The sequence below is a fragment of the Reyranella massiliensis 521 genome (assembly GCF_000312425.1).
GTDB lineage: Bacteria > Pseudomonadota > Alphaproteobacteria > Reyranellales > Reyranellaceae > Reyranella > Reyranella massiliensis.
The window spans coordinates 4,950,110-4,968,505 of record NZ_HE997181.1 but is presented as its reverse complement, the minus strand read 5'-3'; the positions used below and the strand labels follow the sequence as shown (position 1 = coordinate 4,968,505).

At 66.4% G+C, this 18,396-nt stretch carries 15 protein-coding genes; 8 read left to right on the top strand and 7 right to left on the bottom strand.

Going from position 1 to position 18,396, the window contains the following annotated elements:
* Nucleotides 1-9 precede the first annotated feature (9 nt).
* Genes BN60_RS24220 through purT form a run of 4 tightly spaced genes read left to right on the top strand, consistent with a single transcriptional unit; the run spans nucleotide 10 to nucleotide 6,432 of the window.
* Nucleotides 10-942: a diacylglycerol/lipid kinase family protein gene (locus tag BN60_RS24220; protein ID WP_020698762.1), complete on the top strand. Its 933-nt coding sequence runs from the start codon at nucleotides 10-12 to the stop codon at nucleotides 940-942.
* Entirely contained in the window at nucleotides 939-2,132 is a 1,194-nt protein-coding gene (locus BN60_RS24215; protein ID WP_020698761.1) for an efflux RND transporter periplasmic adaptor subunit, read from the top strand. Before BN60_RS24220 ends, BN60_RS24215 begins: the two co-directional genes overlap by 4 nt.
* Nucleotides 2,132-5,248 carry an efflux RND transporter permease subunit gene (locus tag BN60_RS24210; protein WP_148283561.1) on the top strand — a complete coding sequence of 1,039 codons (3,117 nt, stop codon included), beginning with the start codon at nucleotides 2,132-2,134 and terminating at the stop codon, nucleotides 5,246-5,248. The genes BN60_RS24215 and BN60_RS24210 overlap by 1 nt, the downstream gene beginning before the upstream one ends.
* On the top strand, nucleotides 5,245-6,432 hold the full coding sequence (gene purT, locus BN60_RS24205; RefSeq protein ID WP_020698759.1) for a formate-dependent phosphoribosylglycinamide formyltransferase: 1,188 nt from the start codon (nucleotides 5,245-5,247) through the stop codon (nucleotides 6,430-6,432). The genes BN60_RS24210 and purT overlap by 4 nt, the downstream gene beginning before the upstream one ends.
* 10 nt (nucleotides 6,433-6,442) lie before the next feature.
* On the opposite strand, the gene purH is transcribed toward purT, so the two are convergent.
* The 4 genes from purH to BN60_RS24185 are packed head-to-tail and all read right to left on the bottom strand — an operon-like array spanning nucleotide 6,443 to nucleotide 10,883.
* The gene (purH, locus tag BN60_RS24200; RefSeq protein WP_020698758.1) at nucleotides 6,443-8,056 is read right to left on the bottom strand and encodes a bifunctional phosphoribosylaminoimidazolecarboxamide formyltransferase/IMP cyclohydrolase; all 1,614 of its coding nucleotides are present in this window, start codon (nucleotides 8,054-8,056) and stop codon (nucleotides 6,443-6,445) included.
* Between the two features lie 45 nt (nucleotides 8,057-8,101).
* On the bottom strand, nucleotides 8,102-9,331 hold the full coding sequence (locus BN60_RS24195; RefSeq protein WP_020698757.1) for a threonine ammonia-lyase: 1,230 nt from the start codon (nucleotides 9,329-9,331) through the stop codon (nucleotides 8,102-8,104).
* A gap of 45 nt (nucleotides 9,332-9,376) precedes the next feature.
* Nucleotides 9,377-10,702 carry an NAD(P)/FAD-dependent oxidoreductase gene (locus BN60_RS24190; protein ID WP_020698756.1) on the bottom strand — a complete coding sequence of 442 codons (1,326 nt, stop codon included), beginning with the start codon at nucleotides 10,700-10,702 and terminating at the stop codon, nucleotides 9,377-9,379.
* Nucleotide 10,703: 1 nt separating this feature from the next.
* Nucleotides 10,704-10,883, bottom strand: a complete 180-nt coding sequence (locus tag BN60_RS24185; protein WP_020698755.1) for a DUF1674 domain-containing protein — start codon at nucleotides 10,881-10,883, stop codon at nucleotides 10,704-10,706.
* A 59-nt stretch (nucleotides 10,884-10,942) separates the two neighbouring features.
* Here BN60_RS24185 and htpX point away from each other — a divergent pair, with 59 nt between their 5' ends.
* Nucleotides 10,943-11,911 carry a zinc metalloprotease HtpX gene (gene htpX, locus BN60_RS24180; protein ID WP_020698754.1) on the top strand — a complete coding sequence of 323 codons (969 nt, stop codon included), beginning with the start codon at nucleotides 10,943-10,945 and terminating at the stop codon, nucleotides 11,909-11,911.
* Nucleotides 11,912-11,914: 3 nt separating this feature from the next.
* Here the strand turns inward: htpX and BN60_RS24175 are convergent, their stop codons facing one another.
* On the bottom strand, nucleotides 11,915-12,967 hold the full coding sequence (locus BN60_RS24175; protein ID WP_020698753.1) for a DNA recombination protein RmuC: 1,053 nt from the start codon (nucleotides 12,965-12,967) through the stop codon (nucleotides 11,915-11,917).
* Nucleotides 12,968-13,028: 61 nt separating this feature from the next.
* On the opposite strand from BN60_RS24175, the gene BN60_RS24170 reads away from it, so the two are divergent.
* The 3 genes from BN60_RS24170 (at nucleotide 13,029) to rnk (ending at nucleotide 15,306) form a co-directional block, all read left to right on the top strand.
* Nucleotides 13,029-13,724 (top strand): pyrimidine 5'-nucleotidase, encoded by a 696-nt coding sequence (locus BN60_RS24170; protein ID WP_020698752.1) that lies wholly within the window; start codon nucleotides 13,029-13,031, stop codon nucleotides 13,722-13,724.
* Nucleotides 13,721-14,668 carry a 2-dehydropantoate 2-reductase gene (gene panE / locus BN60_RS24165; RefSeq protein ID WP_020698751.1) on the top strand — a complete coding sequence of 316 codons (948 nt, stop codon included), beginning with the start codon at nucleotides 13,721-13,723 and terminating at the stop codon, nucleotides 14,666-14,668. Before BN60_RS24170 ends, panE begins: the two co-directional genes overlap by 4 nt.
* Before the next feature lie 239 nt (nucleotides 14,669-14,907).
* A complete protein-coding gene (rnk, locus tag BN60_RS24160; RefSeq protein ID WP_020698750.1) occupies nucleotides 14,908-15,306 on the top strand; it encodes a nucleoside diphosphate kinase regulator in 399 nt (132 codons plus the stop codon).
* Between the two features lie 7 nt (nucleotides 15,307-15,313).
* On the opposite strand, the gene BN60_RS24155 is transcribed toward rnk, so the two are convergent.
* Nucleotides 15,314-15,931 carry a LysE family translocator gene (locus BN60_RS24155; protein ID WP_020698749.1) on the bottom strand — a complete coding sequence of 206 codons (618 nt, stop codon included), beginning with the start codon at nucleotides 15,929-15,931 and terminating at the stop codon, nucleotides 15,314-15,316.
* Nucleotides 15,932-15,943: 12 nt separating this feature from the next.
* Nucleotides 15,944-18,241, bottom strand: coding sequence for an NADP-dependent malic enzyme (locus BN60_RS24150; RefSeq protein ID WP_020698748.1), 2,298 nt, complete (start codon nucleotides 18,239-18,241; stop codon nucleotides 15,944-15,946).
* Between the last annotated feature and the right edge of the window lie 155 nt (nucleotides 18,242-18,396).

Below are 18,396 nucleotides of genomic sequence, written 5' to 3'. Positions count from 1 at the left end.
TCTTTCGGAATGAAGACAGCGGTTATCGTCAACCGCATGGCCAACAAGGGCAGCGCCGGCAGGCGCTGGCCCGCGATCAAGGTCGAACTCGAGAAGCGTCTGGGTCCGCTCGAGCCGTCCTTCACCGAAGCCCCAGGCCACGCGACATCGCTCGCCCGCGCCGCGCTGGCCCGAGGCGCGCGCCGCTTCGTGGCCGTTGGCGGCGACGGCACCGTGAACGAGACCCTGAACGGCCTGCTCGATTCCTCGGGCAAGCTCGACGTGCCCGACGCGGTGCTGTGTCCGGTGCCGGCGGGTACGGCCAATGAGCTTTGCCGGGCGCTCGGCCACCTTGCCCGTCCCGAGCTTGCCTATGATTCCGCCGCCGCCAGCGGCCGCCGGACGATCGATCTGCTGCGCGTCCGTTGCACGGGCCTCGATGGCCGGCCGATGGAGCGCTTTGGCTATCTGATCGTCTCGCTGGGCGCCGCCGCGTCGATCAGCCATCGCACGTCGCAGTCGCGCTGGGTGAAGAAGCTCGGCGAGATTGCCTACCTTCTGATGACGCCCGTGGTCACTCTGGGTTATCGCAACAGGGAGGTCGCGGTTGTCGTGGATGGTGTCGCTATGGGCAAAAGGCGTCTGTTCACGGCGATGGTGGCCAACACCGAGAATGGCGGGGGCGGCATGAAGCTGGCGCCGGGCGCGGCGTTCGACGATGGTGTGCTGGATCTCGTGGAACTGGGTGACGTGTCGAAATCTACCGTCCTCTTCAGCATCCTGCCCAAGACCTACAGCGGCGGGCACATTCACCATCCCCTGGTGAGAATGAGCCGCGGCCGGTCCTTCAGCTTCGAGGCTGACGGCGACACCCTGGTCGATCTCGACGGCGAGACCATCGGGCGCCTGCCGCTCGACGTCAGCGTGTTGCCGCAAGCCTTCTCCGTCGGATCGGTGCAATGAAGAGTGGTGCTTTTGCCGGCCGCATGGTGGCGGTCCTCCTGCTGCTCGCGATTGCAGCCGGCGCGGTCTACTGGTTCGCTTTCCGCGAAACCAAGGCGCCACCGGTTGCCGCCGCGCCGCCCCCGCCCGAAGTCGGCGTCGTTCAGGTTAAGACGGCCGAGGTGCCGTTGCCGCTGCACTATGCCGGCCGGGTGGCCGGCTTCCGCGTCGTCGAAATCCGCTCCCAGGTCGGCGGCTTCCTCCAGAAACGCGAGTTCGTCGACGGCGAGCCGGTGAAGGCGGGGGACGTATTGTTCCGCATCGATCCGCGCAGCTTCGAGGCAGCCCTGGCGCGCGCCAAGGCGCAGGTCGCGCAGGCGCAGGCCACGCTCACCCAGGCGACGGAGAACTATCAGCGCATCCAAGGCCTGGCGGCGCAGAAAGTCTCGACACAAAAGGCTCTGGAAGATGCGACGGCGGCCCGCGAGCAGGCGACGGCGGCGCTGGCATCGGCCAAGGCCGATGTGCAGACCGCCGAACTCAACCTCGAATACACGGTGATCCGCGCGCCGATCTCGGGCCTCACCAGCATCGAAGCCTCGCCGCCGGAGGGCACGCTGATCCAGCCGCAGCAGACACTGCTGACCCGGATCACGCAGCTCGATCCGGCCTACGTCTATTTCACCACCACCGACAGCGAGCAGCGCGAGCTGCGCGAGGTGAACGAGAAGCGGGCCCAGCCGCTGAAGCCCGAAGACGTTACGGTGCAGCTCCAGTTCGGCAACGGCGACCGCCACCCGATCGACGGCAAGATCGACAGCAGCTCGGGCATCGTCGATCCGCGCACCGGCACGGTTCAGGTCCGCGCCGTGTTCCCCAACGAGAAGAGCGACCTGCTGCCGGGTCAGTTCGTCCGGGTCAACCTTGTCGGCGTCACGATGCCCAACGCCATCGTGGTGCCGCAGACGGCCATCGTGCAGGGCCCGCAGGGTGCCATTGTCTACGTCGTCGGTGCCGACGACGTGGCGACGGCCCGTCCGGTCACGCTCGATCGCGAGGTCGGACGCGGCTGGATCGTGAAGAGCGGCCTCCAGCCCGGGGAACGAGTTGTTTCCGATGGCGTGATCCGCGTCCGCACGGGGATCAAGGTCCGGCCGGTTCCTATGGCCGTGCCGCCGGCGGGTGGGGCGTCAAGCGGGACGAAGAAGTGATCTCCAAGTTCTTCATCGACCGGCCCGTTTTTGCGAGCGTCCTGTCGATCGTCATCGTGCTGGCGGGGCTGGTGGCCATGCGGGCGCTGCCGATCTCGCAGTATCCGCAGATCGTGCCGCCGGATGTCGTGGTCACGGCCAACTATCCCGGAGCCACCGCCGAGACAATTGCCTCGACCGTGGCGGCACCGCTCGAACAGCAGATCAACGGCGTAGAGCGCATGATCTACATGCGCTCGACCTCGACCGGCTCGGGCACGATGAGCCTCACCGTCAGCTTCGAGATCGGCACCAACCCCGACCAGAACGCCATCAACGTCAACAATCGCGTGCAGCGCGCGTTGCCGCTGCTGCCGGCCGAGGTGACGCGCCAGGGCGTCGTGGTGCAGAAGCGGTCGACCTCGATCCTGATGGTGATGACCATGTCGTCGCCCGAGCGGCGCTACGACACGGTGTTCATCAGCAACTACGCGCTGGTCAACGTGATCGACGAGCTGCGCCGTCTGCCGGGCGTCGGCGACGCGGCGCTGTTCGGCGCCTCGGACTATTCCATGCGCATCTGGCTTCGGCCCGACAAGCTCGCGCAGTTCAACCTGACGCCCGGCGACGTCGCCGCCGTGATCCGCGAGCAGAACTCCCAGTTTGCAGCCGGCCGCTTCGGCGACGAGCCGATGAAGAACCCGCAGACCTTCACCTACTCGGCAACGACGCCCGCGAGGCTGGTCGATCCCTCGCAGTTCGAGGACATCATCATCCGGTCCGACGAAATCGGTGGCGCGCTCAGGCTGAAGGATGTGGCGCGGGTCGAGCTGGGCGCGCTCACTTACGGCTTCTCGGCGATCTTCAACGGCGCGCCGGCCGTGCCGATCGGCGTCTACCTGCAGCCCGGTGCCAATGCGCTGGAAGTGGCGCAGTCGGTCAAGGATGCCATGCAGCGCATCTCCAAGCGCTTCCCCGAAGGGCTGCGCTACGATATCCCTTTCAACACCACGCGCTTCGTCGAGGTGTCGATCGAGGAGGTGGTGATCACCTTCGTCGAGGCGATCGCGCTCGTGGTCCTGGTGGTGTTTCTCTTCCTGCAGAGCGTGCGGGCGATGATCATTCCGGTCATCGCCATTCCGGTGTCGATCATCGGCACCTTCGCCGGCATGTACATGCTTGGCTTCTCGATCAACATGCTCACCTTGTTCGGTCTCGTGCTGGCCATCGGCATCGTGGTCGACGATGCGATCGTCGTGCTGGAGAACGTCGAACGCATCATGGCGACCGAAGGTCTGTCGCCGCGCGCCGCCGCCATCAAGGCCATGCAGCAGGTGACGGGCCCGGTCATCGCCATCGTGCTGGTGCTCTGCGCGGTCTTCGTCCCGGTCTCCTTCCTGGGCGGCCTGGCGGGCGAACTCTATCGCCAGTTCGCCGTCACCATCGCGGTCTCGGTGGTGATTTCGGGTATTGTCGCCCTGACGCTCACACCTGCGCTCGCCGCGCTGATCCTGAAGCCGGGCCATAGCGAACCCTGGTGGCCCTTCGCCAAGTTCAACGCGGGCTTCCAGTGGCTGAGCGACCGCTATGCCGGCGGCGTCTCCTTTCTGCTGAAGCGCGCGGTGGTCGGCATCGCCGGATCGTTGATCATCGTCGGGCTGGCGGTCGCGCTCTATCAGCGCGTGCCGGGCGGACTCGTACCCAACGAGGATCAGGGCTACGTCTTTCTGGTGACGGCCCTGCCACCGGCGGCCTCGCTGTCACGCACGCGCGAGGTGACCGCGAAGGCGAGCGAGGCGCTCATTCAAAATCCGGCGGTCGCCAATGTCGTCACCTTCTCGGGCTTCGACCTCCTGTCGCTGGCGCAGAAGACCAACTCGGGCATTTCCTTCGTTACCCTGAAGGATTGGTCGGAACGCAAGGATCCGACGCAGGACGCGCGCAACCTGGCGCCGTCGCTGTCGGCGCTGAATGCCAATTTCAAGGATGGCGTGGTGATCGGCTTCAACCCGCCGCCGATCCTGGGCATGAGCACGACGGGCGGCTTCGAGTTCTACTTGCAGGATCGCTCCGGCGGGACGCTCGCAAGCCTCTCGGATGCCGCCAACAAGGTCGTGCAGGCGGCCGCCCAGCGGCCGGAGCTGCGGGGCGTTTCGACTACCTTCACGACGGCGGTGCCGCAATACCGGATCGACGTCGACCGCGAGAAGGCCAAGGCGCTCGGCATTCCGATCAATACGATCTTCGACACGATGCAGGCCTCGTTCGGCAGCTTCTACGTCAACGACTTCACCTTGTTCGGCCGCACCTATCGCGTCAGCCTGTCCTCGGAACCCGACTTTCGCGAGAAGCCGGACGATCTGCGGCAGGTCTTCGTGCGTTCCGACCGCAATCTCATGGTGCCGTTGAACGAGCTGGTCTCAGTGACGCGTGTCGTCGGCCCCGATACCGTCGATCGGTTCAATATCTTTCCATCGGCCAAGATTCTGGGCGGGCCGGCGCCGGGTTACTCCTCGGGTCAGGCGATCGCCGCCATGCAGCAGGTCGTGGCCGCGACCTTGCCCAACGACTACACGATTGGCTGGACGGGCTCGGCCTATCAGGAGCTGGCGACCCAGGGCTCGGGTCGGCTGGGCTTCGTGTTCGGCCTCGTCATGGTGTTCCTGATCCTGGCGGCTCAGTACGAACGCTGGTCGCTGCCACTCGCGGTCATCACGGCGGTGCCCTTCGCGGTGTTCGGCGCCCTGCTCGCCGTGTGGCTGCGCGGCCTGGAGAACGACGTCTATTTCCAGATCGGGCTGGTGACCCTGATCGGCCTTGCCGCCAAGAACGCCATCCTGATCGTCGAGTTCGCCTCGCAGCGCTATCAGGACGGGCTCTCGGCCTACGATGCGGCGATGGAGGCGGCGCGGCTGCGCTTCCGGCCGATCGTGATGACCTCGCTGGCTTTCATCCTGGGCGTGCTGCCGCTGGCCACCAGCACCGGCGCCGGATCGGCCAGCCGGCATTCCATCGGCACGGGCGTGATCGGCGGCATGCTGGCTGCGACTTTCATCGCCATCCTGTTCGTGCCTTTGTTCTTCCGGCTGCTGACCCGTCGCCGCAAGGCGGAGCCGCCTGCTAATATGGAGTCATGAAAAAGACATTCGGCACGCCGCTCAAACCCTCCTCGATCAAGATCATGCTTCTGGGCTCCGGCGAGCTCGGGAAGGAAGTCGCCATCGAGGCGATGCGGTTCGGCGTCGAGGTCATCGCCTGCGACCGCTATGCCGCCGCGCCGGCGATGCTGGTGGCCAACAGCGCCCATGTCTTCAACATGCGGGACGGCAGGCAGGTCCGGCGCATCGTCGAGAAGGTCCAGCCCGACTTCATCGTGCCCGAGATCGAGGCCATTGCTACCGACACGCTGGTCGAGCTGGAGAAGGAGGGATGGACGGTCATCCCGACGGCCCGTGCCGCGCAGCTCACCATGGATCGCCGCGGCATCCGCAAGCTCGCCGCCGAAAAGCTCAAGCTGCCGACCTCGCCCTATCGCTTCGCCGCCAGCCTCGAAGAGCTGCAGGCCGGCGCCGAGGCCGTGGGCTTCCCCTGCTTCATCAAGCCCACCATGTCGTCGTCGGGCCACGGCCAGAGCGTGGCGCGCAAGCCGGCGGACATCGCCAGGAGCTGGAAGTACGCGATGGAAGGCACACGTGCGGTCACCGGCCTGGTGATCGTCGAGGGCGCCATCGACTTCGACTACGAGATCACCCAGCTCACCGTGCGCCACGAGGGCGGCTTCGCCTTCTGTGACCCGATCGGCCATGTCCAGGTCGATGGCGACTATCGCGAGAGCTGGCAGCCGCACGCCATGTCCAAGGCGGCGCTGAAGAAGTCCCGCGACATCGCCAAGAAGGTCGTGAACGAGCTGTGCGGCGCCAAGGGCCGCGGCCTGTTCGGCGTCGAGCTGTTCGTGAAGGGCGACAAGGTCTGGTTCTCGGAGCTGTCCCCCCGGCCGCACGACACCGGCATGGTGACGATGGTGTCGCAGAACATGAGCGAGATGGAGCTGCATGTCCGCGCCATCCTCGGTCTGCCGATCCCGCAGATCACATGTATGCCCGGCGCGTCGGTGCCCGTGCTGGCCGACGGCAATATTGCCGATCCAACCTACACCGGCCTTGCCAAGGCGCTGGCCCAGCCCGGTACGTCGGTGCGCATCTTCGGCAAGCCGGAGGTCAAAGGCCATCGCCGCATGGCCGTGGCGCTGGCGACCGGCCGTAGTGTCGCCGAAGCCCGCCGCAAAGCGATGGCGTCGGCCAGGCAGTTGAAGGTGCGCTGACCCGAAAGCGTCAGTGGCGGAAGTGGCGCATGCCGGTGAAGACCATGGCGAGGCCCTTTTCGTCGGCGGCGTCGATCACTTCCTGGTCGCGCATTGAGCCGCCGGGCTGAATGATCGCCGTGGCGCCGGCTTCGGCGGCGGCCAGCAGGCCGTCGGCGAAGGGGAAGAAGGCGTCGGAGGCGACCACGCTGCCGATCGCCGGGCTTTGCGCCAGCTTGGCCATCTCGCCCGATTCGGCGGCGCGGATGGCGGCGATGCGCGAGGAGTCGCGACGGTTCATTTGGCCCGCGCCGACGCCCACGGTGGCGCCGTCCTTGGCGTAGACGATGGCGTTCGACTTCACATGCTTGCAGACGGTGAAGGCGAACAGGAGATCATCGAGTTCCTGTGCCGTCGGCGACCGCTTGGTCACGACCTTGAGGTCGCTCTTCTTCACATGGCCGTTGTCGCGGGTCTGGAAGAGATAGCCGCCGGCCACGCTCTTCAGGGTCATGCCGGCGGTGGTCGGGTCGGGCAGGGTGCCGGCCAGCAGCACGCGCACGTTCTTCTTCTTCTCGAGGATCGCCAGCGCCTCGGGCGTCGCGTCGGGGGCAATCACGACTTCGAGGAAGAGCTTGGACAGGTCCTCGGCCGTCTTCGCTTCGAGCGTGGTGTTGACCGCGACGATGCCGCCGAAGATAGAGACCGGATCGCACGCATAGGCCTTGAGGTAGGCGTCGTACTGATTCTTGGCGACGGCGACGCCGCAGGGATTGGCGTGCTTTACCACGACGACCGCCGGTTCCTTGAACTCGGCCACGCATTCGTAGGCCGCTTCCGTGTCGCCGATGTTGTTGTAGGAGAGTTCCTTGCCCTGGACGATGCGCGCCGTGGCGACACCCGGCCGGTTGCTGCCGTCGCTGTAGAAGGCGGCCTTCTGGTGGGGGTTCTCGCCATAGCGCAAGGTCTGCACGCGCGCCGCCGACAAGGTCAGCCGCTCGGGGAAGGTCTCGCCTTCCTGCTGCGCGAACCAGTTGGCAATGGCCGAATCGTAGGAAGCGGTGCGGGCATACGCCTTGGCCGCAAGCTTGCGGCGCAGGCCGAGCGTCGTGGCGCCCTTGTGCGCCTGCAGCTCGTCGAGCACGGACTTGTAGTCGGCCGGATCGATGACGACCGTGACGAAGTCGTGGTTCTTGGCCGAGGCGCGGATCAGGGCGGGGCCGCCGATGTCGATGTTCTCGACGCAGGTCGGGAAGTCCGCCCCGCGCGCCACCGTGGCCTCGAACGGGTAGAGGTTCACCACCACGAGGTCGATGCCGGCGATCTTGTGATCGCTCATCGCCTTCTTGTGCCCGGCGTCGGTGCGGCGGGCCAGGATGCCGCCATGGATCGAGGGCTGCAGCGTCTTCACGCGGCCGTCCATGATCTCGGGGAAGCCGGTGTGGTCGCTGACCTCGATGACCTTGAGGCCGGCGTCGCGCAGCGACTTGGCCGAGCCGCCGGTCGAGAGGATCTCGACCCCCTGGGCGGCCAGCGCCTTGCCCAATTCGACCAGGCCCTCCTTGTCGGAAACGGAGATCAGAGCGCGCTCGATCCTGGCGAGGTCGGGCGTGGGCGAGGGGACGTATTGGGTGGCGGCGGACATGGCCGGTCTTTTAGCCCGCGCCCCAGTGGGGGCAAAGCGGCGGATTTACGCGTCCGCGCCTTCGAGCACCCGCACCTTGAAACCTTCCGTCTCCAGGGCCTGGACCAGCTCGCGGGCATGGCCGCGGTCGCGGGTTTCGACGGTGACGTCGAGCTCGGTGGCCTTGGCGACGACGCTGCCGAACAGGCGCTGATGCTGCACTTCCACGATGTTGCCGCCGGCGCCGCCGATCAGGCCGGCGACCCTGGCGAGCTGGCCCGGCAGGTCGCCGATCATCAGCCGCAGCCGCACGATGCGGCCGTCGCGCACCAGGCCGCGCAGCAGCACGGAGGCGAGCAGGCGGGTGTCGATATTGCCGCCGCACAGCACGAGGCCGACCTTGCGGCCGGTGAAGTGTTCCGGATGGGCCAGCAGCGCGGCCAGGCCGGCCGCGCCCGCCCCCTCCGCCACCGTCTTCTCGACTTCGAGGAGCAGGGCGATGGCGCGCTCGATGGCCACCTCGTCGACCGCCAGCACGCGATCGACCAGGGCGCGGGCGATGGCCAGCGGCGCCTTGCCGATGTCGCGGACGGCGATGCCCTCGGCGATGGTGTCGCCGCCCACCGTGACTTCCTCGCCGGCCAGGAGCTGGCGCATCGCCGAATAGCCCGCCGATTCGACACCGATCACCTTCACGTCGGGCCTGAGGCCGCGCGCTGCGACGGCGCAGCCGGCGATCATGCCGCCGCCGCCCACCGGCACCACCAGGGTGTCGAGCTGGGGCACGTCCTCGAGCATTTCCAGCGCGATCGTGCCCTGGCCTGCGATGATGCGCGGGTCGTCGTAGGGATGGACGAAGACCAGCTTCTCGGCCTCGGCGAGACGATGAGCCTCCGCCGCCGATTCCGACAGCGTGTCGCCCTTCAGCACGACGCGCGCGCCGTGATCGCGCGTATGCTTCACCTTGTTGTTGGGCGTGAAGGACGGCATCACGATGGTAGCGGGAATTCCCAGCCGCCCCGCATGATAGGCGACGCCCTGCGCGTGGTTGCCGGCCGACATGGCGATGACGCCGCGTTTGCGTTCATCGTCGGTGAGCTGCAGCAGCGTGTTGAGCGCGCCACGTTCCTTGAACGATGCGGTGAACTGCAGGTTCTCGAACTTCACCCAGACATCGGCCTTGGCGATGCGCGACAGCGTCTCGCTGCGCAGGCAGGGCGTGTGGACGACCGCGCCGGCAATGCGGGAGGCCGCGGCGCGGATATCGGCTAGGGAGACGGGGAGAGCTTGGGTCACGCGACTAGTCTTGCCCCGGCCCCGCTCGCCCCGCAAGCAGGTGCGCTAGGCGGCCATCCGCCGATCGAGCCAGTCGCGCGTGCGGTACCAGGCGCCGACGATCGGCAGGAACCATGAAGGATCGCCGTTGTAGAGCGCGTGTTCGGGGAAGTCGCGGCCATCCAGCGGATTGACCGGCACGTTGCGCCCACCGGCGATCTTCCGCGCCGTCTCGGTGCCGAGATAGGTCATCATCGCAACGCCGTTGCCATTGCAGGCCAGCAGGTAGTGGACGCCCTGGTCGGTGCCCATATGCGGCATGTAGTCGAGCGCGAAGGCGACGTTGCCGGTCCAGACATGGGTGATGCGGATGCCGTCGAGCTGCGGGAAACGGTCGATCATGTACTGATAGAGCGCCGGAGCGCTCACTTCTGGCGGTGCCGCCGTGAAGCGTGCGCGACCGCCGAAGATCAGCCGCGTGCCGTCGGGCGAGGGCCGGTAATAGGTCAGCACCCGCTTGGTGTCGCCGATTGCCCGCATCTCGGGGATCAGCTTGCTGGCGGGCTCGGGCAGCTCTTCGGTGGCGATGATATGGCTCGCCACCGGCACGACGCGGCGTTTCAGGCGCGGCGTCAGATCGCCAGTATAGCCGTTGGTCGCGACCACGACCTCGCGGCATTCGATTGGCCCCTTAGGGGTCAGAACGCGCCAGCCGTTCGCGATCTTCTCCAGCCGCTCCGCCTCGACCTGGGCGCACAGGATCGCGCCGGCGCGATGCGCGGCTTCAAGCAAGCCCTTGTAATAGAGTGCGGGGTGCAGATGGCCGGCGCGCGTCGCATGCATGCCGCCGAAATAATAGTCGGACGCGATCATCTCACGCTGGCGCTCGCGCGGGATCATCTCGGCGCCGGCGTTGGCGTATTTGTTGTAGGTCTCGACCTTGGTCGCGAGGTCGTCGTAGTGGCGCGGCGTCCAGGCGCCGACAAAGCGGCCGTTGCGGTGCAGGCCGCATTCGATCTTCTCGCGGGCGATGATGTCTTCCAACACGCTGAGCGAGTCGGCACCGGCCCCCATCAGCTCGGCTTTCATCCGCTCGAACTCTTCGGCGATAGGGCTCTTGCCGCCCAGTCCTTTGCCGAGATTGGTGCCGCCCGAGATCATCCCGCCGTTGCGCGTCGAGGCGCCGATCCCGAAATCGCCGCGCTCCAGCACGACGGCGCCGACGCCGTTGCGCCGCAGCTCCAGCGCCGTAGAGAGGCCGCCATAGCCTGCGCCCACGATCACAACGTCGGTGCGTGCCGGCGGGTCCTGCGACAGGGCGTTGTTCGGCGTCCACGCCTCCCACCACCAGGGTTGTGCCTTGAAATCGGGGTGGAAGATGTCGGTGCGCATTTTAGAAGTCGGTCACTTTGCCGTTGAACTGCCAGTCGCCGTAGCGCGTCGGTTCGGGACCGGGCGGGCCGCCGATCTCCTCGACCTTCTTCGGCTTCTCGGGCGGGACGGGCGCGGCCGGCTCGGCCTTGGCAGGCTCGGGTGGCGCGGGCTGCGACGCAGCTTTCTGAGGCTCGGTCATACTGTCATGATGCCTGCGCACGCCTTGTTTCGCCACAGTTTGAAACCATCTATCCGGCCATGAACTATTTCAAGACTGCCCTTCTCCTGGCCGGCCTGACAGGCTTTTTCCTGGTCGCGGGCTATCTGTTGGGTGGCCAATCCGGCCTTGTCCTGGCGCTCGTCGTGGCGCTGGGCATGAACCTGTTCGCGTACTGGAACAGCGACAAGATGGTGCTGCGCATGAGCAACGCGCAGGAGGTCGGGCCGGAAACCGCGCCCGAACTCTTCGGCATCGTCCAGCAGCTCGCCCAGCGTGCCAACCTGCCGATGCCCAAGGTCTACCTGATCGACGAGGACCAGCCGAACGCGTTTGCGACCGGCCGCGACCCCGAACACGCCGCCGTTGCCGCCACGACCGGCCTGCTGCGCAACCTCTCGCGCGAGGAGATCGCGGGCGTGATGGCGCACGAGTTGGCCCATGTCCGCCATCGCGACACGCTGATCATGACAGTCGCCGCGACGCTTTCGGGTGCCATCGGCATGCTGGCGAGCTTCGGCGGCTTGATGGGCGGCGGCCGCGATTCGGAAGGCCGGCCTCTGGTAAACCCGATCGTGGCCATTGCCGCGATGATCCTGGCGCCGATGGCCGCCATGCTGGTCCAGATGGCGATCAGCCGTGGCCGCGAATACGAAGCCGACCGCATGGGCGCCGAGATCTGCGGCCAGCCGCATTGGCTTGCCTCGGCGCTGGCCAAGCTTCACGCCGGCACGCAGCAGATCCACAACCAGGCGGCGGAGCGCAATCCGGCGACGGCGCACATGTATATCGCCAACCCGCTGGCGGCCGCCGGCGGCATGTCGAGCCTGTTCTCGACCCATCCGCCGATGGAGGAGCGCATTGCGCGCCTGCAGGCGATGGCAGGGGCCGGCGGCTACAGCCCGCGGCCGGCCGGCGCCTCGCGTCCGGCCCGGTCGAGCATCCCGCAGACGGGCGGTAGCCCGTGGGGCTCTGCCCAGCAGGACTCGCGCCGCGGCCCCTGGGGCTAACCCTTACTTGGGCTTGGGGAGCGCCGTCGGCTCCTCGCCGAGATCGACGTCGAGGATGCGCTGACCGCGCTTGGTGATGCGGTCGGCCGAGATGTCGACGTCGCGCAGGTCCTTTTCCGTCATCGCGAAGTGTGACTTGAGCTTGTCGACGCGCTCATCGAGACGCTTCACGTCGTCCAGAAGCAGGCCGACCGTCTTCTGGATCTCGCCGGCCTGCTCGCGCATGCGCACGTCCTTCAGGACGGCGCGCACCGTATTGAGCGTGGCCATCATGGTGGTCGGCGACACGATCCACACACGCGCCTTGTAGGATTCCTCGACGATTGCCGTGAAATTGGCGTGCAGCTCGGCATAGACCGCTTCCGAGGGCAGGAACATCAATGCCGATTCGGCGGTCTCGCCGGGCACACCGACATATTTCTCGCGGATGTCGCCGATATGCTTGCGGATCGCCTGCTGGAAGGCCCGTTGCGCGACCTGCAGAGCTGCGGTGTCGCCCGGTGCCACTGCACGCAGCGCGCGGTAGCTCTCCAGCGGGAATTTGGCGTCGATGGCGATCGGGCCCGGCGGATGCGGCAGCTTCAGCAGGCAGTCGGCGCGCACGCCCGAGGAGAGCGTCACCTGGAAGGCGTAGGCCGAAGGCGGCAGGGCGCTCGATACGAGGTCGTTCAACTGCACTTCGCCGAAGGCGCCACGCGCCTGCTTGTTGGAAAGCACTTCCTGCAGGCTCACGACCTGCGTAGACAGCTCGCCGATCTTCTTCTGTGCCTCGTCGATACGGACCAGCCGCTCGCGCAGGTCGGTGACGATCTGGCCGGTGGCCTTCTCGGTGCGGTCCAGCCGTTCGTGGACGACCTTGCTCAGCGCCTGTTCCTGCTCGCGCAGCGAACGTTCGACCCGCTGCACGGTTTCGGCCTGCTGGCTGAGGGCCAGGCCGAGCTGATGGCGCATCTGCTCTGCCTCGCGGCTGCTGCCGCCCTGGCGCAGCAGGATCGCGAGCAGAAGCAGCACCAGCAGCCCGACGGCGGCGAGGAGGACGATCGTCAGCGTATCCATTGCTTTCCTTATAATCCGCCGCCTCGACAAGCGCACGGCTGGCGGCTAAGCCAGCCGTGCCATGCCTCTCCAATATGATCCCCCAAGGCACGATCCTGACGTCTGGCTGTTCGACCTCGACAACACGCTCTATCCGGCGCGCTGTAACCTGTTCGCCCAGATCGACGTGCGCATCGGGCGGTATATCTCGGACTGGCTGAAGGTCGACGCCGAGGAAGCGCGTCGGGTCCAGAAGCAGTACTGGCGGGATCACGGCACGTCGATGCGCGGCATGATGAGCCTGCATGGCGTCGACCCGAAGCACTATCTCGATTACGTCCACGACATCGACTATTCGCCGGTCGAGGCCAATCCCGCGCTCGAAGCGTCGCTGCGCGCGCTGCCGGGCCGCAAGATCATCTTCACGGCCGGCGACGTGCCGCACGCCGAGAGGGTCATGGAACGGCTGGGCGTGGCGCACCATTTCGAGGCGATCTTCGACATCGCCGCCGGCGACTATTGGCCGAAGCCGCACAAGCAGATCTACGAGAAGCTCGTAAAGCAGCACAACGTCGACCCGACGCGTGCCGCCTTTGCCGACGACATCTCGGTCAATCTCAAGCCCGCCGCCGACATGGGCATGCGCACCGTGTGGATCCGCACCGACGAAAGCGTGAAGCGCGCGGCCGACACCGATCTCAGCCACATCCACCACCAGACCGACGACCTTGCGACATGGCTCGCGGACTGGCTGGCCGAAAGGAGTTCCAAGTCGTGAAGATCCTGATTCTCGGTGCCGGCGCGGTCGGCGGCTATTTCGGCGCGCGTCTCCATCAGGCCGGTGCCGACGTGACGTTCCTGCTGCGCGAGAAGCGTGCGGCAAAGGTCAAGGCCGAGGGCCTGGTCATCAAGAGCCCCAAGGGTGATGCGGTGCTGCCCGTGAAGGTCGTCACCAAGGGCAGCGACGGCGGGCCGTACGATGTCGTGATCCTCGCCTGCAAGGCCTACGACCTCGACTCGGCAATCGACTCGATCGCGCCGGCGGTCGGCGCCAACACCACCATCGTGCCGATGTTGAACGGCCACGCGCATTTCGGCGTGCTCGATGCCAAGTTCGGCGCCGACAAGGTTGCGGGTGGCCTGGCCCGCATCGGCGGCATGCTGGGTCCCAACGGCGAGGTGCTGCACACCAGCCCGTTCGCCGGCGTTTCCTTCGGCGAACGTTCCGGCCAGTCGGCGCGCCAGTCGCTGAAGGATCTCGACGCGGCCTGCAAGAAGGCCGGCATCGACGGCGGCCTGAACGACAAGATCAACCAGGATCTCTGGGACAAGTGGATCATGCTGACCTCGCTCGCCGCGATGTGTTGCACGCTGCGCGGCACGACCGGCGACATCATGACGGCCGATGAAGGCGAAGCGCTGATGGTCGAGACGGTCGAGGAATGCCGCAAGGTGGCCGCTGCTGAAGGGTTCGATCCGGGCGACAAGGGCATCGCCAATCTCAAGACCTACCTCACGCAGCGCGGTTCGGGCTTCGCGGCGTCGATGCTGGGCGACCTGGAGAAGGGCGGCCAGATCGAAGGCCGGCACGTGATCGGTGACATGCTGGGCCGGGCGCGCAAGTACGGCATTGCGGCACCGCATCTGCGCACGGCCTATGCGGTGGTCCAGGCCTACGAGGCACGGCGCGAGCGGGGCGGGCTGGGCAAGCCGACGAAGTAGCTCCCCCTGCCGGGGTGAAAGCGCGATCGGGCTTGAAAGCCCGCGCGCGCGGGCTTACCTCTTAGGGTATGAACTTCTCGGCAGTCCTTTCCCTGGTGCCGCGGCGGAACCATCCGATCGCGGAAGCGTAGTCCCCGAGCCGGCTCATCGTGTCCCGGTATCGGGGCACTCAATCGCCGTGCGCGATTGCTGACAGTTCTTTCACATTCAATCGTTTTCTAAGAGCAGGAGCATCAGCGATGCCCGCAGTCGTGCGGAACCGATCGGTTCCCAACATCGTCGTAAGCGCCGCAGACTATGAGCGGCTGACCGATCTTGCCACCGCCTCGCTCGAGCGCCTTCCCGAAGTCGCCGAGGAGCTGTTGAACGAGATGGAACGCGCCAAGATCGTGAAGGATGGCAGCGTGCCGGATGACGTGGTGCGCATGGGCTCGACGGTGACGTTCCGGTCCCACGACGGGCGCGAGCGGACGGAAACGCTGGTCTATCCGGTCGACGAGGACAGCAACGCACACAAGATTTCGGTGATGACGCCGGTCGGTGCCGCGCTGATCGGGCTTGCCGAGGGCCAGTCGATCTCCTGGACGGCGCGCGACGGCCGCAAGCATGAGCTTACTGTCGTGACGGTGAAGCCGTAGCGGTCTGTCAGGGCTTGTAGCGGAGCAGGGCGGCGCCAAATCCGATGAAGACCAGGCCGCTGGCCCGGTTCATCCGGCGCCGCCAGAGTCCGTGCATCAGCCGGTCCGCGAGCTTGCGGCCGGAGAGCGCGTAAATCCAATAGAAGAAAAGCTCGACGCCTACGAAGGTTGCGACCATCAGGGCGAATTGCGGCATCCACGCTGTCGAGGGCTCTATGAATTGCGGGAAGAAGGCTGCCGCGAAGATCAGCAGCTTGGGATTGCTGATGCCCACGAGGAAGCCATCGCGAAACAGCGCTGTCTTCGACGTGCCAGTCGGCAATGGCGCCGAGGCGGGTTCGACCGGCTCGCGCCAGAGCTGAATGCCGAGATAGACCAGATAGGCGGCGCCCGCGATCTTCAGGACGTCGAAGGCCGTCGGCAGCGCCAGTAGAAGCGCACTCAGCCCGGCGACCGAACCCGTGAGCATCAGCACGAGCGCCACGAGACATCCCGTCATGCCGATTGAAGCCGGCCCCAGCCCGAAGCGGATGCTTCGGGTGGTGACGTAGAGCACGTTCGGCCCCGGCGTGCAGGCGATCAGTACGACGGCGCCGAGATAGAGGCACCAGGTCTGCAGCGCCATTGCCGGGCGCGTCTAACGACCGTTGCTGAGCGCGCCGTAGGCGGCGAGGGCAGCATGGTTCACCAGGTCGCTCACCGTGGCGCCCATTTGCACGATCTGCACCGGCTTCTGCAGCCCGTCGATCACCGGGCCGATCACCGTCACGCCGCCCAGCGACTGCATCAGTCGCGAGGAGATGTGGGCGGAGTGCAGGCCCGGCATCACCAGCACGTTGGCCGGGCCGGTGAGGCGGCAGAACGGATAGGTCGAGCGCAGCAGCTCGTAGTCGAGCGCCATGTCGGCCTGCATCTCGCCGTCGTACTCGAAGTCGACTTCCTCGGCGTCGAGCAGACGGATTGCCTTGCGGATGCGGTCGATCCGCTCGATCTCGCGGCTGCCGAAGTTGGAGAAGGAGAGGAAGGCGACGCGCGGGTCGTGGCCCATAGTGCGCGCATTCTTCGCCATCTGCTTGGCGATGGTCGCAAGCTGCTCGGGGCTGGGCGTCTCGTTGATCGAAGTGTCGGCCAAGAACACCGTGCCCTGGCGCGACACGATGATCGAATAGCCGATCGGCACCTTGTTGGGCTCCATGTCGATCACGCGCTTGACGTCGCCGTAGCACTCCGGGAAACGCCGCGTGATGCCGGTCACCATGCCGTCGGCGTCGCCCATCGCCACCATGCAGGCGCCGAACACGTTGCGGCCCTGGTTGACCATGCGCTGCACGTCGCGATGCAGGAAGCCGTCGCGTTGCAGGCGTTTGTAGACCATGTCGGTGTAGGGCGCGTTGCGGGTCGAGAGCCGCGCATTGTGGATTTCGAGGCCCGACTCGTCGTTGATGCCGAGCGCCTTCATGGTCTCGCGCACTTGCTCTTCACGACCGATCAGGATGGGCGTGCCGTAACCGTTGTCGCGGAACATGACGGCCGCACGGATGGTGCGTTCCTCCTCGCCCTCGGCGAAGACGATGCGGCGCGGATTGGCCTTCACCTGCTCGAACAGGCTCTGCAGCCAGTGGCTGGTCGGGTCGAGGCGGCCCGACAGGGAGCGGCGGTATTCCGCCATGTCGGGGATCGGCTTGCGGGCCACGCCGGAATCCATGGCGGCCTGCGCCACCGCACAGGAGACGAAGGAAATCAGGCGCGGATCGAACGGCACCGGCACGACATAGTCGGGCCCGTAGCGCAGGCGGCGGCCGGAATAGGCGCGGTCGACCTCGTCCGGCACGTCCTCGCGGGCGAGCTTGGCCAGTGCCTCGGCGGCAGCGATCTTCATTTCCTCGTTGATGGTCCGCGCCCGCACGTCGAGCGCGCCGCGGAAGATGTAGGGGAAGCCCAGGACGTTGTTGATCTGGTTGGCGTAGTCGCTGCGGCCGGTGGCGATGATGGCGTCGGCGCGCACCGACTTCACGTCCTCGGGCGTAATCTCGGGATCGGGATTGGCCATGGCGAAGATGATCGGCTTGGCCGCCATCGACTGGACCATCTCCTTGGTCACCGCGCCCTTGACCGAGAGGCCGAAGAAGACGTCGGCGCCCTTCATGGCCTCTTCCAGCGTGCGCGCCTTGGTCTTCACTGCGTGGGCGCTCTTCCACTGGTTCATGCCCTCGGTGCGGCCCTGGTAGATGACGCCCTTGGTGTCGCACAGGATGGCGTTGTCGTGCGGCAGGCCCATGGCCTTGACCAGCTCGATGCAGGCGATGGAGGCGGCGCCGGCGCCGTTCACCACCATCTTGACGTCCTTGATGTTGCGGCCGGTGAGGTGCAACGCATTGATCAGGCCGGCCGCCGAGACGATCGCGGTCCCGTGCTGGTCGTCGTGGAAGATCGGGATGTCCATCAGCTCGCGCAGGCGCTGCTCGATGATGAAGCATTCCGGCGCCTTGATGTCCTCGAGGTTGATGCCGCCGAAGGTCGGTCCGAGGTAGCGCACGCAGTTCACGAACTGGTCGACATCCTTGGTGTCGACTTCGAGGTCGATGCAGTCGACGTCGGCGAAGCGCTTGAAGAGGACGGCCTTGCCCTCCATCACCGGCTTGCCGCCCAGCGCGCCGAGATCGCCCAGGCCCAGCACCGCCGTACCGTTGGAGATCACCGCGACCAGATTGCCCTTGGCCGTGTAGTCGTAGGCCGTGTCCGGGTTCTTCGCGATCTCCAGGCAGGGAGCGGCGACGCCCGGGGAATAGGCCAGAGCCAGGTCGCGCTGCGTGACCAAGGGCTTGGTGGCAATGATTTCGATCTTCCCGGGCCGCCCTTCGCGGTGCATGCGCAGCGAATCGCCGTCGAGATCGCCCATTTCATTGACCATTGCTTCCGAGCTGCTGCTCGCCATACGTTTCTCTCCCGGTTGAGGTGGCATATTGGCGGCAATCCAAGGTCTGTGCCAGCAGGCCATGCCGCGCTGCAACGCCACCTTTCATATCGGCATCCGGCCCCCGGATATCGTCCACCTGTCGTCCACATGGCCCGCCCGGTCGCCTGTGCTAG

What these genes read in the sequence shown, in the direction of transcription:
- BN60_RS24220 (WP_020698762.1), top strand. Translation starts at nt 10, where the DNA reads ATGAAGACAGCGGTTATCGTCAACCGCATGGCCAACAAGGGCAGCGCC.
- BN60_RS24215 (WP_020698761.1), top strand. Translation starts at nt 939, where the DNA reads ATGAAGAGTGGTGCTTTTGCCGGCCGCATGGTGGCGGTCCTCCTGCTG.
- purT (WP_020698759.1), top strand. Translation starts at nt 5,245, where the DNA reads ATGAAAAAGACATTCGGCACGCCGCTCAAACCCTCCTCGATCAAGATC.
- purH (WP_020698758.1), bottom strand. Translation starts at nt 8,056, where the DNA reads ATGTCCGCCGCCACCCAATACGTCCCCTCGCCCACGCCCGACCTCGCC.
- BN60_RS24190 (WP_020698756.1), bottom strand. Translation starts at nt 10,702, where the DNA reads ATGCGCACCGACATCTTCCACCCCGATTTCAAGGCACAACCCTGGTGG.
- BN60_RS24185 (WP_020698755.1), bottom strand. Translation starts at nt 10,883, where the DNA reads ATGACCGAGCCTCAGAAAGCTGCGTCGCAGCCCGCGCCACCCGAGCCT.
- htpX (WP_020698754.1), top strand. Translation starts at nt 10,943, where the DNA reads ATGAACTATTTCAAGACTGCCCTTCTCCTGGCCGGCCTGACAGGCTTT.
- BN60_RS24175 (WP_020698753.1), bottom strand. Translation starts at nt 12,967, where the DNA reads ATGGATACGCTGACGATCGTCCTCCTCGCCGCCGTCGGGCTGCTGGTG.
- BN60_RS24170 (WP_020698752.1), top strand. Translation starts at nt 13,029, where the DNA reads ATGCCTCTCCAATATGATCCCCCAAGGCACGATCCTGACGTCTGGCTG.
- rnk (WP_020698750.1), top strand. Translation starts at nt 14,908, where the DNA reads ATGCCCGCAGTCGTGCGGAACCGATCGGTTCCCAACATCGTCGTAAGC.
- BN60_RS24155 (WP_020698749.1), bottom strand. Translation starts at nt 15,931, where the DNA reads ATGGCGCTGCAGACCTGGTGCCTCTATCTCGGCGCCGTCGTACTGATC.
- BN60_RS24150 (WP_020698748.1), bottom strand. Translation starts at nt 18,241, where the DNA reads ATGGCGAGCAGCAGCTCGGAAGCAATGGTCAATGAAATGGGCGATCTC.